We start from the raw sequence: 15,187 nt of genomic DNA, 5'->3' as shown, positions 1-15,187 counted from the left end.
TTTGTTGATAAGGATGGTGAACAAATGAAGAAAATAATCTATGTGATAAGTGCAATACCGGCACTTGGCTCGCTTGTGGTTATCAATCGGGTTGAACCTTATGTTTTAGGGATGCCATTTGTTCTTTTTTGGGCCATATTATGGGTTTGTCTTACATCAGTGTTTTTAATAATTGCCAATAAACTTGATCCTGTAACCGAGGAGGAAGAAGACTGATGAATGAAGCCCTGCTTGTTATCCTTTTCTTTCTGGTTCTGTGTATTTGGTTAGGGCTTCAAGCTCGAAAAGGTAAAAATATGAGTTTGGAACAATGGGCAATAGGCGGAAGAGGTTTCGGCAGCTTTTTGCTCTTCTTCTTGATAGCAGGTGAAATGTTTACGACATATACGTTTTTGGGGGCAAGCGGCGGAGCTTATAGATCAGGTATGCCTCCTGCCTTATACGCTTTCAATTGCTTCTATTTTGTAATCGCCTATTGGCTGTTGCCGCCTATTTGGAGATATGCAAAAAAAAATAATGTCATATCTCAATCTGATTTTTATGATAAAAAGTACAATAGTCCGGCTTTAGGAATTCTTGTGGCGGTAATTAGTGTCATTTCAATTATTCCATATCTGATCATGCAGTTAAAAGGGTTAGGAATTATCGTATCGGAAGCCTCCTATGGGTCCATTTCGCCAAATGTGGCTATAGTTGTAAGTGTCATTGCGATCACAATTTATGTAACTGCTTCAGGGATGCATGGAGTAGCGTGGACTGCGGTCATTAAAGATATCATGATTCTGACTGTTGTCGTCTTTATGGGGATTTATTTTCCACTTCATTATTACGGTGGTTTACAGCCGATGTTTGAAGCAATCGATACGGCAAAACAAGGTTTTTTAATTTTCCCGGAACAAGGTTTGAGTATCTCTTGGTTTATTTCAGCTACGATCATGACAGCACTGGCATTCTATATGTTTCCTCATATGTTGGCGGGAGTATTCTCTGCAAAAAGTCCAAAATCACTTCGTTGGAATGCTGGGGTTATGCCAATTTATCAAGTAATCATCATTTTTTCGTTATTTATTGGTTTTTCTGCGATTCTCCAAGTTCCGAATTTACAGGGGGCAGAAGCAGACTTGGCCTTATTTAAACTGGCGAAGATGTCATTTGATCCCTGGTTTGTTGGAGTTATTGGAGCATCAGGCGCGATGGCCGCCCTTATACCTAGTTCACTCGTGTTGACGGCTACTGCCACAATACTTTCAAAGAATGTATATAAAGTGTGGAAGCCGAATACATCAGATGAACAGCTTCAAAGACTGAGCAGGATGTTAGTACCTGTCATTTCTATAGTGACTCTATATTTTACGTTTAATGGCGGGGAGTCAATTTTTACGTTGTATCTTATGGCATATAGCTTCATGGCACAGTTGTTCCCAGCGCTATTTTTCAGTCTGTGGAAAAAGAATCCTGTCACCGTTCAAGGAGCTTTTGCCGGAATGATAGTTGGAATTCTAATTGTCATATACTCGACTACTTCAGGTACGACACTTGCTACATTATTTCCATCACTACCGCAAGTAATACAAGATCTTGATGTAGGGTTAGCTGTATTATTCATCAACATTGCAGTAACTCTGGGAGTGAGTGCCGTTACAAGAAAAACTTCAATTGGGATGGAAGAAGATAATAAACAAGCTTCAGGAATAGAAAAACTTGTTAAATGATCAATATTAATATAATCATAAATTACTAGAACAAAAACACGTACTTGAAAGCGGGAGGCTTGATTATGAAAGTCAGTGGAGGAAGAGCAGTCGTAGAAGTAATGGCTAAAGAAGGGGTAAAAAAAGCTTTTTGTGTACCAGGTGAAAGTTATCTTAGTGTAATGGATGCACTATATCAACATCCTGAAATAGAACTTATTTCCGCCAGGCATGAAGGAGGTGCCTCTTTTATGGCGGAAGGGTATGCCAAGGCTTCAGGAGAGGTAGGAGTTTGTATGGCAACGCGTGGAGTGGGTGCTACAAACTTAGCTATCGGCATTCATACTGCAGCTCAAGATTCAACCCCATTGGTTGCGCTTATTGGCCAAGTCGAACGCCCTTTTAAAGAAAAGGAGGCATTCCAGGAAGTGAACTTGACGGGTTTTTTCAGTCATTTATGTAAATGGACGGTAGAGATCGATCGTGTGGAAAGAATCCCGGAATTATTGCAACGGGCTTTCCATATTGCGCGATCGGGGCGTCCGGGGCCTGTATTAGTGGCTTTGCCGCATGACATGTTAGAAGATGAGGGAGAGTTGAACATAAATCCTTCTTATCGCTCGCTTCCTCCTCGACCCCATATGGAAGATGTGAAGCAGGCGATGGATATGATACGAAACGCGGAGCGCCCCGTATTGATTGCTGGTGGAGGTGTGATTCATGCTAAGGCCTACAGGTTGCTTGTACAATTTGTAGAGGCAATGAAACTTCCTGTCGTTACAGCTTTCCGTCGATTTGACGCATTTCCGAACTTACATCCTTGCTATGCAGGTTGGCTTGGGTTTGGGACACCTAAATATTTACTTGATGCAATCCGGGATGCAGATGTAGTTTTGGCAATAGGGACACGATTCTCTCAAGTAGGAACACAAGATTACACCTTGCTTTCTAAAAATTCCAAGCTGATCCATGTGGATATTTGTCCGGATATTTTTGGTAAAGTATATGCTCCTTCTCTTGCCATTGAGGCAGATGCCAAGAGCTTCTTGGAACAAGCTCTGCAAGCGCCAGAATCAGAATCTTTTATTTCAAGCGAAGATCATTTGAAAGAATTGCACGATAAATATATGGAATTTTCTGAACCAAAGGCGGACTACACAGAAGATTTCGTTGATATGGACGGATTGATGCATGATCTTGCCGTCTGTCTGCCGAAGGATACCATCATTACAAATGATGCTGGCAACTTTTTCGGATGGCTATCCAGATATTACCGTTTTGAACAAGAAAACACTTACGTGGGACCAACGTCGGGTGCTATGGGATATGGACTGCCTGCTGCGATTGGGGCAAAGCTGGCGCAGCCTCACAAACATGTTGTTTCAATTTCAGGCGATGGCGGCTTCATGATGACTCTCCAAGAGATTGAAACAGCTGTACGGTATAAAATTCCGACCATATCAATTGTTGTAAACAACAATATTTACGGAACAATTCGTGCACATCAAGAAAAGCATTTTCCAAAACGAGTGGTTGGAACTGACTTGTCTAATCCTGATTTTGCCAAATTGGCCCGCTTATTTGGAGCGCATGGTGAAAAGGTTGAAAAAAATAGTGATTTTGCGCCAGCGCTGCAAAGGGCGATTACTTCTGGGCTACCGGCAGTAATCGAAGTTGCAGTCAATCCAAACATTCTATCTGTAGGCCAAGACAAGAAGGAAGTACACGAAAAGCTAGTGTCAAACAATTAATTGCCAGCATGACTGTTTTGGTATTGTTTGCATTGGAGGTTAGCAGCAACCAATAAAGATATTTAAAGGAGGTTTCATTGTTGTTAAAACCATATTTAGTTTTGGAATGGAATGATACGGAAACAGATGCTAAAGGCTGGCTGGTCGTCCATAACTTTGTAAAAGGATACACAGGCGGCGGTACAAGAATGCACCCAACGGTTACAAGAGAAGAGGTCGAAAGGTTGGCCGAGGCTATGGCATATAAGTATGTAGCCTGTGAGTCTGAGACGACTGGCGGTTGTAAAGCGGGTATTGCCTATGATTATAAAGCGCCAGACGCATATGCAGTGTTAAGAAGATTTCTGATTGCAATGATGCCTTATATAGATATAGGGGTATCTTTAGGAAGTGATTTAGGTACCAAATATGAAGATGTGCTCAAAATATTTAATGAATTTGGTATTGATATCCCTCTAACGAAATCAATGAAGCAGAATCCGAATGTTCTGCAAGGGATAAAAGACTTCGATGAACTATTGACGACAAAAATCGACGGGTTGTTATTAAACGATGTCGTAACTGGTTATGGTGTGGCATTTTCCGCAGATGAGGCATGGAAATTTAAAAGCGGAAAAGGTGAAGCGAGAGTTGTCATTCAAGGATTCGGCTGTGTAGGAGCAAGCTGCGCATTGAAAATGTCCCAGTTAGGTTATAAAGTTGTGGGAATTTCCGATGCAGCTCTTTTGGTAACGTGTGAAGAAGGATTAGATGTCCAAAAGCTTATTGATCATAAGAATATGTACGGAGAAATGGATAAAGCCTTTTTTGAACCGCATTATGATGTAAGGCCAAACACGGAATGGCTCGACATAGATTGCGACATTTTAATTCCGTCCGCACTGGAGGATGTCATCCACAGATCTAATGCTAAAAATGTAAAAGCGAGCTTGATTGTGGAGGCGGCAAACATTCCCCTTTCTTCTGAGGGAGACGAAATCATAAAACAAAGGGGAATTGATGTTGTCAATGATTTCGTTGCAAACCTGGGGGCGATAAGATTTTATGATGTGGTTATTTTCGGACTAGTTAAACCAAATCCACAAGCTGTCGTTGATGATATTGAAAAACTATGCAGGAAAAATACGTATCACTTGTTTACACAAGCTAAAAACCAAAATAAATATCAAAGAGAAGTCGCTTATGAAATATTTAAACCGACAATCAGCGACTTGCCAGAATATGCAGAGCCTTCCGAAGCGTTATCGGGGAACACTCGTTAACTTGTGTTAATCATAAAAGTGTTTAGCAGTTTATCGATCAGAAACGGGGGAGGAATTCATGCAAACAGAACATGAAAGTCAGCCAAAAGAATTACAGCGTTCAATGAAGAGTAGACATTTATTCATGCTCTCCTTAGGCGGGGTGATTGGAACAGGTCTTTTCCTGGGATCAGGATATGCAATCGGTGAAGCTGGACCCTCAGGAGCGATTGTTGCCTATTTGGTCGGTGGCTTATTAATGTACTTGGCGATGATTTGTCTCGGTGAATTGTCGGTAGTGATGCCGGTGTCCGGTTCTTTTCAGGTCCATGCAACGAAATTTATTGGACCCGCCACTGGTTTTGTCATTGGCTGGATTTACTGGCTGAGCTGGGCTCTTTACGTAGGCTTGGAATTTGTAGCGGCCGGTTTGCTCATGACTAGATGGTTTCCCGATATACCAGTATGGATATGGTGTGTGATATTTACGGTACTTTTATTCACTATAAATGCATTAACAACGAGAAGTTTCGCAGAGACAGAGTATTGGTTCTCCGGGATTAAAGTACTTGCCGTTATTCTATTCATAATTATCGGTGCGGCAGCGATGTTTGGATTGATTCATATGGAGGATGCACAACCTGCCCCGTTCTTTTCCAATTTTATAGGTGATGGACTATTCCCTACAGGATTCACGGGTGTGTTTATATCGATGATGACAGTCGTATACGCATTCCAGGGATCAGAAATCATGGGTGTTGCAGCAGGAGAGACGGAAAACCCGCAACAAAGCATTCCGAGGGCGATTCGAAACATCGTAATACGTGTGCTGCTTTTCTATGTACTAGCAATCTTTGTTCTATCGGCTATCGTTCCGTGGCAAGAAGTCGGGGTACTGGAAAGCCCATTTGTTACCGTGTTTGAAATGGTAGGCATTCCTTATGCAGCTGACATTATGAATTTTGTAATTTTGACTGCGGTACTCTCTGTTGGGAACACGGGTCTGTTTGCTTGTACAAGGATCCTTTTCTCCCTTTCCCAAAATGGTATGGCGCATTCTGCATTTGGAAAGCTCAATAGGCGCGGTGTACCGTTTAATGCCTTACTCGTCACCATGGTCTTTGCCTTGCTGTCTCTACTTACTAGTGTAGTAGCGGAAGAAACGTTATTTGTTGTGCTACTTTCCATAAGCGGGGTTGGAGGGGTGCTTACTTGGATGGCGATTGCTTTCGCACAGTATAGATTCCGTAAACAGTATATCAGAGCAGGCGGAAAGGTTGAAGATCTGAAGTTTAGAGTACCTTTCTTCCCGTTTGTCCCGATTCTCTGCATACTTATGTGTTTTGGCATTTTCGTGTTCACCGCATATGATCCGACACAGCGCACTTCGTTGTATTGGGGTTTAGGTTTCGTCGTTGCTAGCTATATATTTTACTATTTTAGATATACGAGAAGGAAAATAGAGGTTCCGGCATTATCGAATGAACCGCCAAATGATTTTGTTCAATAGGGATTATACTTAATATGTCAGACAAAAGAAAACGTTCGAGATGCAGGGATCGTTGAAGGATCCATTTAGAAGTTCCAGTTATAAGAAAAACTATAATTTAAATGTAGAAAAATAGAATACGGAGGAAATATTATGCGTTACTTAAATTATATTAACGGAAAATGGCAAGAACCCACTACAGGGGAGTATAAGGAAAATCTTAGTCCCCATAATGGAGAAAATTTAGGGGAATTTCCATCTAGCGCGGCGGCTGATTTACATGATGCAGTGGCTGCCGCAAAAAATTCATTTCCTGCTTGGAAAAAACTATCGTTTCAGCAAAGGGCTTCATACTTGCAGAAAGCCGCTGATATTTTAAAAAAGAATATGCAGGAAGTAGGGCGGGATTTGATAAAGGAAGAAGGAAAAACATTTCTGGAAGGGATGGGGGAAGCCAATCGAGCTGCCAGCATTCTTGAATATTATGCTGCTGAATCCCGACAGCCACTCGGGGAAGTAATTCCTTCAGCGAATGCCAATACATTTTTGTACACAACTCGTACTCCGTTAGGACCGGTGGGGTTGATTACACCATGGAACTTTCCAATTGCCATCCCTGTGTGGAAATTGGCGCCTGCCTTGATTTACGGGAATACAGTCGTGATTAAACCGGCTGATCTTACACCTAAGTCGGTCTATCATGTGATAAAAGCATTTGATGAAGCGGGTCTTCCGCCTGGTGTCCTTAATTGTGTATTCGGAAGGGGTTCCGTCATTGGTGCTGTATTAGTGGAACATCCTGATGTGAAGGCTATATCTTTTACTGGTTCGAATCAAGTAGGTAAGCAAATTCAAAAACAAGCGATTGAACATGGGAAGAAAGTGCAAGTGGAAATGGGAGGGAAAAACCCGCTTGTCGTACTAGCTGATGCTGATCTAGAAAAAGCAGTGGAAATTGCTGTAGGAGGAGCCTTTAAGTCCACTGGGCAAAAATGCACAGCCACTAGCAGGGTGATTGTTGAAGAAGGAATATATGAAGCATTCCGTGATCGTCTTGTCGCTCGTACGAAAGAATTAAAAGTGGGCGACCCGCTCAACGAAGAAACATATATCGGTCCCGCTGTATCCAAATCACAACGCGATGGAGTGCTTGAAATGATCGATACGGGGAAATCGGAAGCTACGCTTTTGTGTGGAGGAGAGATTCCGGCAGAAGAGGAATTGGCGAACGGTTATTATGTACGACCGGCTATCTTTGAAAATGTTGCTCAGCATGCCCGCATTGCACGTGAAGAAATCTTTGGACCAGTCATCGCCTTGTTTAAGGCAGGAAATTATGAGGAAGCAGTTAAGATGGCGAATGATACCGAATATGGATTGAGCGCAGCAATATGCACGAATAATTTAACGGCGGCTCAAAGGTTTATTGAAGATGTCGAAGTGGGTCTTGTCCATGTCAATTCGGAAACAGCAGGAACTGAACCGCAAATGCCATTTGGCGGATGTAAAAATTCAAGTGCAGGCAGCCGTGAACAAGGGAAGAGTGCCGTTGAATTCTATACAGAAGTCAAGACAGTCTATATGGATCGGGTATAACTAGAAAAAAATTGCACGAAGCGGTTTAGGGGAAAAATCAGATAATTATCAGGAGGGATTTTCATTATGTCCACTAAAGAAAATGTACAGTTCAGCCCTACACTACCTTATTCACGTTATGTAGATCCAGAGGTATTCAATGAAGAAAGCAAAAAGATTTTCAGGAGAAATTGGATATTAGTTGGGCATGCAAGCCAAGTTGAAAAAGTAGGCGATTTCATCACATTAGATATCGCCGGAGAGCCTATTATCGTTTCTCACGGTACAGATGGTGAACTGCGTGCTTTCTACAATATTTGCCCTCATCGCGGAATGAAAGTAGAAAACTCCGATCAAGGAAATAAAAAAATTTTACAATGCGGATACCATGGATGGACGTTCAAATTAGACGGAAGTGTATATAGAGCTCCTAATTTTAAAACGAACGAACTGGGGATGCACAGCTGCATGAAATCCATTCGCTTAGAAGTTCAGAATGCTATGATTTTTGTCAATCTAGACAAAAATGCACCTTCTATGGCAGAAGCCTATCAGGAATTTTTAGAGAAAATGAAAGAGTATCCCTTCTTTGATTCACTGAAACTAGTTAGGGAAACCCGGCGTGAAGTTAAAGCTAATTGGAAAGCTGTTGTTGACAACTACCTTGAATGTGACCATTGTTCCATTGCCCATCCTGGCTTTGCAAAATCTTTTGATATATCGAACTTTTGCACAACGACACACGACAAATTCACCTATCAATATATGGCAGCGAGCAAGAATGCTGAAGGTGACCAAGCGCGTTTTTATTGGGTTTGGCCAAATATGATGATTAACGTATATCCAGGAGATGGGAATGTGAATACCATTCAAGTAATTCCTGTTGATGCTGAGACGTCGTTAGGTATTTATCGTGATTACTCCCTCGATGAAAAAACAACGATAGAAAAAGAAGAATATTTTAAATTTGTTGATCAAGTACGGCAGGAAGATTTTGAACTGGTGGAAAAATTGCAAAAAGGATTAAGTTCCGAGGCATTTACAAATGGTATCTTTTCTCCAACTGAACATGCTGCAGTTTATTTTCATGAACTTATTGATAAGAACCTCCAGAACTAACTACTGTGCTGCCAATTGGAATGCACATAAAAAAGAAACGTTCATAGAGAATTTGTAAATTTAATAGTGAAAGCAACCAACCAGTATGATTCGGTAGTTTACCGGAGCATACTGGTTGAGTTGTTTTATTTGTGATGACTTTTTTGGACGACCGATAAAGTTATGAAATTTGCGAACTGCCTTTTATTTATTCCAGGTGTGAGGATTTGTTCTTCCATTGTTGTTCTTCAGCAAGAAACTCAAAAAAAACATTCATGGCAGTAAGCGGATGCTCATTTACTCTTATAACGTAGTTACTTTTTCTGGCATCTGTTAAATAGCCGCTTTTTTTGATTCTCTCCAACATATATTTTTGACTCATTTTCACTATTTCTCTTTGGTTGTGTTTGTTTTCTTTTAATAAGGCAAACCCTACAGCTCCCACCAATGCATAGATTCCAAGTGCGATTTTCGAGATGGCTAAAGAGTCGTTCTTAAATAAAAGAAAAAAAAGATTAATGATGGAAAAGCCTATCATCACCGTCGAAAAAAAACCGTATTTCATATTTTTCTTCAACAAGGGGGAAATTGTTGATTGAAGTTGTTCGAGTTCGGCTTGCATGAATCCCGGTATATTATTTATTTTGATATTCATTGTTTCCTCCTTATTATCTTGCATGCACTCAATAAGTATATGGCACTGGGAAAATCGTACCTATTCAATGAAACAGGAAAAGAGACCTAATAATATATATCTTATAGTTTGGAAACGTGTTTGTCATTTAATATACCCCTTGAACTCTTTTAAGGGAAAAGTAAAAGCAGTGACGCATGTGTTTGATGAATGGAATGCCCAGTTATATATGTTGAACTAACCCAATTAGAAAGCGTTCTTGCAGTATGAGTGGAGGCAAATAAAGATCATTTGCCTTAATATACTAACAATGGTATAAATGATGAATAGGTTATGGTAAAATGGTCCTTAAATGGAATTGTGTTACCCACTTTTTCATTATTAATATTTATGGACAGCCATCCCGCGCCTTTTTTTGTCATAAATACGTGACTATTGTGGTATTTTGTTCTTTTAAATCCTTTTAAATCGAGTTTTGGAACAAATCAATATATAATTAGAAAGCGAGATATTAGATTCAAAGATTAAGGAGGGACATAGAATGATGGAATGGGCTTTGATCATTTTGTTTGGTGCAGCAGTATTACTGTTCATTTTATCGTTTATTAAAAAGGATTCTGCAAAAGTTGACAGTCAATTGGAACAGGTTGCTATCACATTTGGGGATGAAATGAATGTATTACAGGAAAAAATCAGGAACATCGAGATAGATGCTGAAATTACGGTGCAAGAGGCAGGCATTCTTGCAATGTCTTCCGAAAAGCGGAACTTGTTGCGTGAAGTACTCGACCTACATAAGCGAGGCTATTCATTTGAAAGCATCGCACTGAAGACAAAACAGTCGGAAGATGAAATTGAAAGCATGCTTACTCCTTACATAAAAACGAAGAATGAAAGGAGAAATGTGGCCAATGACATCTAAATCCATGCGCAGCTTTGCCGGAGGCCTTGTTGTTGCAGCAGGCATATGCGGTGCAGTGTACTTCTTTGGTCCAGGTGAAGCGACCGGCACCTCGGAGAAGCTATCAGAAGATGAAATGAAAGAGTCTCTGGCTTCAGAAGGGTATGTCATACATTCCGAAAAAGAATGGAAAGATCAGGTTGCTGAAGCACAGTCGGTTAAAGATAAAGCGGAAGCGGAAAAAGAAACGGTAAAAGAACCAACAGAAAAAATCATATACCGTACTGTTCTAACTGTGTCTAAAGGCTCGACAAGCATCGATGTGGGTAAAACCCTACAAAAGGCTAAAGTCATAAAAAATGCCTATGAATTTTATGATGCGGTTGAAAAGAAAGGCAAGGCCAACGGATTGCGTCCTGGAACATATGTGGTAGATAGTGCGATGACGACGGAAAAAATAATTTCCATCATATTTAAATGAACATAAAAACGACCATTCATTAGATATGATGGTCGTTTTTTATACCCTTCTAAGAAATGGTTAGCTATGATTAAACCAAGGGTTTTTTCATGTTTTCTTGACCTTAATCTTTGTCCGCACTCCAGCCCACACTGCAATGATAAGTCCTCCAATAGTATCCGCGATTAAATCTATCATTGTATCTGTATTTCCCCCGCCTTGTAGTGTCATTCCGAATAATTGATCAGAACTAAATTCGTAGATCTCCCATATGACACCACCAAGTGCTGAGAAAGAGAGGGTAAACAAAAAGACAAACCAAGGGGATATCTCTTTGCCTGCATTTCTGTATACCAATCGTTCATATAAAGCAATTCCCGTAAAAGCAAGAAGGGAACCGCTTAGTAAATGTAAGAATGTGTCCCACCATCCCAGTCCATACCAACCTAAAATAGATCCTAAAAATTGTGAAGCGAATAAGAAGATTAAATAGGAAATGATAATTGGCAGATTGAATTGAAGCTTGGTAAAAAGGGCCAATAAAAGTGGAACTGCCCCACATACCACACCGCCGATCGAAACCAGTGATTTGAAAGTTTCATCGGCTGTATAGTAAAAAATAGATAAAGCTGCCATGAAAAGTACATACACTAAACTTAATGAAATAACTAGCTTACGATTCATATGATTACCTCAACAAATCATCATAATTTTAAATTTTGTACACTAGAATAAAGGGAGATAATTATGCCGCCGGTAAAACCGAAAATTATATCGTACATGGTATCTTTATTACCGCCTCGCTGCATCGTATGAGTAAAAGTGAGATCTCCTGCGAACTCATATATTTCCCAAAGAACAGTGGCAATGACTGAAAGTGAGAGAACAAAAAGAAAGATGACAAACCTTGAAACATCTTTTCTCGCTTTTTGAGGGATGTATAGTTTATAAAGAGCAATCCCAACAAAACCCACGAAAATACCTTTGTAGAAGTGAAGGCCAGAGTCCCACCATTTAAAATCAACATAAAAATTTGCGATAGACCCTAAAAATGTGGTACAGAAAACAAAAACATAATAACCGATTATGGTTGGAATATTAAAGGGATTATTTTTTACAAACAGTAATGAAATGGGCAAGGCACTTACCAATATTCCCCCAAGAGCTACCATCCATCGGGAAGAATCATCCTTTATGAGGTAAAAGATGAATAAACCAGTCATGAATGCTATAAAAACCAGACTAAAAATAATGATTATTTTATGTTTCAATATACTCACCTCATTCGTAAATATTCATTACGATCAAATCCAATTCAGCCAGATGCCGGCAAAATTGAATTTTTGGGGTATTTTTATGATGTTCTTTTTTAATTCTCCAACTCACATTATTATTATCATTGTTGGCTAACATGGTGCTTTTTAATGATGTTTTTAAATTTAGCCGTGATAAACAATAAAAAAGGCATGACCAGACCATAAGTTGATGCATAGAATAACCATATATTTTTATTGAATTCCCCGGATAATGGGACCGTCGGAAAAACAATCAATGAAAAAAAAACCATTATCATCCCTAATGCTGTAGTAAATGGACGATAATCTTTTATATTGAATATGTTTGAAAATACAACAACTGATACATAAAAATACATCACCGTCCTGGTATAGGTTGTAAAGATCCAAATCGTAGCAATTAGAGCTTCAATCCGCATTAGGAAATTCCCTACATTTATTTTTTTTGCCATCGTATAACTTGGAGCGATATTTCTTGCGGTGGTATCGGGTCCAAGAACCAAGATATCCAGCATGATAACAAGAATTAAAATGATTCCTCCGAGCAATGTTCCAATATAAAAGGCTTTTCCCCCTTTTTTACTTTCATTGACTTTTGAAGGGAAAATCATTAAAAACATAACAGGAGACAGCGTGAACACGCTGACGTAAAAAAGTGTCGCCCTTATAATAGGTTTTGCTCCATTTTCAAATACTGGCTGAATATTTTGGATATTTGCTTGAGGAATGATGGAAACCAAATAAATGGTCAGTAAAATTAATACGGGTATGAAGAATATTTCCAACGTGCGTGTAAAAGTTTCAATACCAAGGCGAACTGTAAAGGTCACTACTGCAGCTAACAATATATTTAATGCTACAAGTGGAGTATCCGGCATCCAAAAAGTTTCAATGAAATTCCCCACATAATAAGTTGTCTCGGCAGCAGTGGAAAATGACCAGAAAAAAATGTGAGATTGATCATCTTTCCGATTAACTTACCGAAAACCTTTTCATTTATTTGATCTAAAGCGAGATCAGGATATAAATTTCCAACCCTGATGTAAAACCATACAAAAATTAATGCGATACCTGTCCCAAGTAATGCAGCAAGCCACGCATCCTGCTTTGCAAAACTAACTAAAGGAGAAGGAGTATGTAAAATAACGGTTCCTACCGAATACAAAAGGATTAAAATCATCAATTGATGTGATGAAATTTTGAAACTACCAGGCATTATTATTCACCTTTTTGTTTGTTCCTTCCTTCTTAATACTTCTTATTTTTCGCTATTCATGTAAAAGTTATTCAGACAGAAATTAATTGCCTTTCTTCAACAATCCATCCCCGTTTCATTTGGTCTCAATTTTTCTTGCCTTTTCCTGAAAATTCTAAGATATTCATTAGAACCGATTCCATTGGTAAAGGTATAAAAATATATCGTGAAATCACTTTAAAAGTAAAACAATGAATTGCATTACAAATTATTTAGTGCTGCTTTTCATATTATTCTTGTTTCTTTTTCCAGAATCAAAATCGAAATAAACAAACTGTATTTGAAGGAAGTGTAGCACTCCGATATGTATGATGTACGCGTGTTTTCTTTTTAATGACAGACCATTTTTTGCTGTTGATTGTTTTTTGTCATGATAGAAAACTTCCTTAAAGTAGCTAAATCTTATCCTTTTACACTGTTTTATAGCTTCTAAAAAAATATTATTGGAGAAATCTAAAGTGTGTTTGGCGCAGTTCTCAAATCCGCGACAAACTGTTCATGCAATTGTCATGAATATATACAGTTAGATAATTTTTCTACTCAATAAACGAGTGGTATTGATTGATGAATAAATTCGCAAGACAAAACATTGCATGTATAGAAGAAAATATTACTTGTCCCTATTTTCTTAAACCATCCGAATAATAGAGAATATTCCACAGTTAGAATAAAGGCACTTTTAGGGTTTGGATAAACCATTTCCTCATTTCCTTTATGTAGCTTCTCCTATCAATCATCTAATTCTTGTCCAAGTGAAATTAGTGTTTTAACTGTCGCTAAATTTTTCATCAAATCCTCCTTGTACTTACTGATACGGTCCTTTGCGATTTTCCTAGTCGATGTATATTTGGTGAGATTTTCTGATTAAACTGCCTCGTTTTGTCAATTAAGGAAAAGGTGCATCATTGGTACAAATGTTAGTAATAATTTTTTAAGCATATTAATTGCTACTATTATTATAAGTTGCATATTTCCTTTGGTATGGCATGACTCTTGCATATAATTTATTGGTATATCTAAATATGGAGAAAGGAAGAGAATAGGAAACTGCATATTGGATAGATTTATATGTCAGAAAATGAATATGGATTTATAAAGGGAAGGCGAAGCAATTAAACTTATAAAGGTTAGGAGAATATTAGTATGAAAATACCAGTGGAAAATATAGTAGAGTTAACGGTCGAACATCAATACTTACAGGCTTATCCTATATTGAGTCAGTTACGTTCTGATTTGACTCTAAAGGTATATCTAGAATTATTAAATGACATGCGTAAGGAGGGTAAACAGTTATTTGCTTTATATCATGATACAAGCATCGTAGCATTAGCAGGTATTAGCTGGCGTGAAGATTCATATAATGAACGCTATGTTTATGTACAAGATTTGGTTACTGATGTAAATCATCGTCCTAGTGGCCTTGGATATAGTCTGCTCAGTTATATAAATAATTGGGCAAAAGAACATGGAGCTGAATATATTACATTGGAATCTTGAATTAGGCGCCTTGACACAATAGATGTACAATTTTTTTAGGAAGCGGATGGTATCTATTGGGTGCAGCTCTTTTTTCGTACATATGTTCCAGCAATGAAATTTTACGACTTCTAGAGTGTGGGAAAAATTACGATAAAACAACAACTATGAAGTTAAGGTTGGAAAAACCAGGTATGAATAAACTTGGAATGGAACAAACATCTGAACAAGTTTAAGGAAGTAAATTCTATCCACATATTCAAAGGGAAGGTACCCTGCCATCCGAAAATTAGTTGAAAGCTCATAGAAACTCTGTGGAGA

Annotated in this window: 15 protein-coding genes; 10 read left to right on the top strand and 5 right to left on the bottom strand. The window is 38.8% G+C overall.

Annotated elements, in window-relative coordinates; all coding sequences use genetic code 11:
* Positions 1–24: 24 nt before the first annotated feature.
* The 7 genes from NYE63_RS17660 (at position 25) to NYE63_RS17630 (ending at position 8,866) form a co-directional block, all read left to right on the top strand.
* Positions 25–216 (top strand): DUF3311 domain-containing protein, encoded by a 192-nt coding sequence (locus NYE63_RS17660; RefSeq protein ID WP_342602103.1) that lies wholly within the window; start codon positions 25–27, stop codon positions 214–216.
* Positions 216–1,712, top strand: coding sequence for a sodium:solute symporter family protein (locus tag NYE63_RS17655; RefSeq protein ID WP_342602102.1), 1,497 nt, complete (start codon positions 216–218; stop codon positions 1,710–1,712). The genes NYE63_RS17660 and NYE63_RS17655 overlap by 1 nt, the downstream gene beginning before the upstream one ends.
* Positions 1,713–1,777: 65 nt before the next feature.
* Positions 1,778–3,442 (top strand): thiamine pyrophosphate-dependent enzyme, encoded by a 1,665-nt coding sequence (locus NYE63_RS17650; RefSeq protein WP_342602101.1) that lies wholly within the window; start codon positions 1,778–1,780, stop codon positions 3,440–3,442.
* An 80-nt stretch (positions 3,443–3,522) separates the two neighbouring features.
* The gene (locus NYE63_RS17645) at positions 3,523–4,704 is read left to right on the top strand and encodes a Glu/Leu/Phe/Val dehydrogenase dimerization domain-containing protein (RefSeq protein WP_342602100.1); all 1,182 of its coding nucleotides are present in this window, start codon (positions 3,523–3,525) and stop codon (positions 4,702–4,704) included.
* A gap of 58 nt (positions 4,705–4,762) precedes the next feature.
* Positions 4,763–6,193 carry an amino acid permease gene (locus NYE63_RS17640; protein ID WP_342602099.1) on the top strand — a complete coding sequence of 477 codons (1,431 nt, stop codon included), beginning with the start codon at positions 4,763–4,765 and terminating at the stop codon, positions 6,191–6,193.
* A gap of 132 nt (positions 6,194–6,325) precedes the next feature.
* Positions 6,326–7,768, top strand: coding sequence for an aldehyde dehydrogenase family protein (locus tag NYE63_RS17635; RefSeq protein ID WP_342602098.1), 1,443 nt, complete (start codon positions 6,326–6,328; stop codon positions 7,766–7,768).
* A gap of 66 nt (positions 7,769–7,834) precedes the next feature.
* Positions 7,835–8,866 carry an SRPBCC family protein gene (locus tag NYE63_RS17630; protein WP_342602097.1) on the top strand — a complete coding sequence of 344 codons (1,032 nt, stop codon included), beginning with the start codon at positions 7,835–7,837 and terminating at the stop codon, positions 8,864–8,866.
* 187 nt (positions 8,867–9,053) lie between these two features.
* Here NYE63_RS17630 and NYE63_RS17625 read toward each other — a convergent pair whose 3' ends face one another.
* Positions 9,054–9,500 carry a DUF5392 family protein gene (locus tag NYE63_RS17625; RefSeq protein ID WP_342602096.1) on the bottom strand — a complete coding sequence of 149 codons (447 nt, stop codon included), beginning with the start codon at positions 9,498–9,500 and terminating at the stop codon, positions 9,054–9,056.
* A 520-nt stretch (positions 9,501–10,020) separates the two neighbouring features.
* Here NYE63_RS17625 and NYE63_RS17620 point away from each other — a divergent pair.
* On the top strand, positions 10,021–10,401 hold the full coding sequence (locus tag NYE63_RS17620; RefSeq protein ID WP_342602095.1) for a hypothetical protein: 381 nt from the start codon (positions 10,021–10,023) through the stop codon (positions 10,399–10,401).
* Positions 10,391–10,861, top strand: coding sequence for a hypothetical protein (locus NYE63_RS17615; protein WP_342602094.1), 471 nt, complete (start codon positions 10,391–10,393; stop codon positions 10,859–10,861). The genes NYE63_RS17620 and NYE63_RS17615 overlap by 11 nt, the downstream gene beginning before the upstream one ends.
* 87 nt (positions 10,862–10,948) lie before the next feature.
* Here NYE63_RS17615 and NYE63_RS17610 read toward each other — a convergent pair whose 3' ends face one another.
* The 4 genes from NYE63_RS17610 to NYE63_RS17595 form a co-directional block, all read right to left on the bottom strand.
* Entirely contained in the window at positions 10,949–11,524 is a 576-nt protein-coding gene (locus NYE63_RS17610; protein ID WP_342602093.1) for a hypothetical protein, read from the bottom strand.
* 20 nt (positions 11,525–11,544) lie between these two features.
* Positions 11,545–12,120 carry a membrane-spanning protein gene (locus tag NYE63_RS17605; RefSeq protein WP_342602092.1) on the bottom strand — a complete coding sequence of 192 codons (576 nt, stop codon included), beginning with the start codon at positions 12,118–12,120 and terminating at the stop codon, positions 11,545–11,547.
* Between the two features lie 116 nt (positions 12,121–12,236).
* Entirely contained in the window at positions 12,237–13,013 is a 777-nt protein-coding gene (locus NYE63_RS17600; RefSeq protein WP_342602091.1) for an endospore germination permease, read from the bottom strand.
* The gene (locus NYE63_RS17595) at positions 12,992–13,351 is read right to left on the bottom strand and encodes a GerAB/ArcD/ProY family transporter (protein WP_342602090.1); all 360 of its coding nucleotides are present in this window, start codon (positions 13,349–13,351) and stop codon (positions 12,992–12,994) included. Before NYE63_RS17595 ends, NYE63_RS17600 begins: the two co-directional genes overlap by 22 nt.
* A gap of 1,182 nt (positions 13,352–14,533) precedes the next feature.
* Here NYE63_RS17595 and NYE63_RS17590 point away from each other — a divergent pair.
* A complete protein-coding gene (locus NYE63_RS17590) occupies positions 14,534–14,887 on the top strand; it encodes a GNAT family N-acetyltransferase (RefSeq protein ID WP_342602089.1) in 354 nt (117 codons plus the stop codon).
* Positions 14,888–15,187: the final 300 nt, after the last annotated feature.

Source organism: Peribacillus sp. FSL E2-0159 (assembly GCF_038643155.1).
GTDB classification, from domain to species: domain Bacteria; phylum Bacillota; class Bacilli; order Bacillales; family DSM-1321; genus Peribacillus; species Peribacillus simplex.
This window is presented reverse-complemented; position numbering and strand designations above follow the sequence as displayed.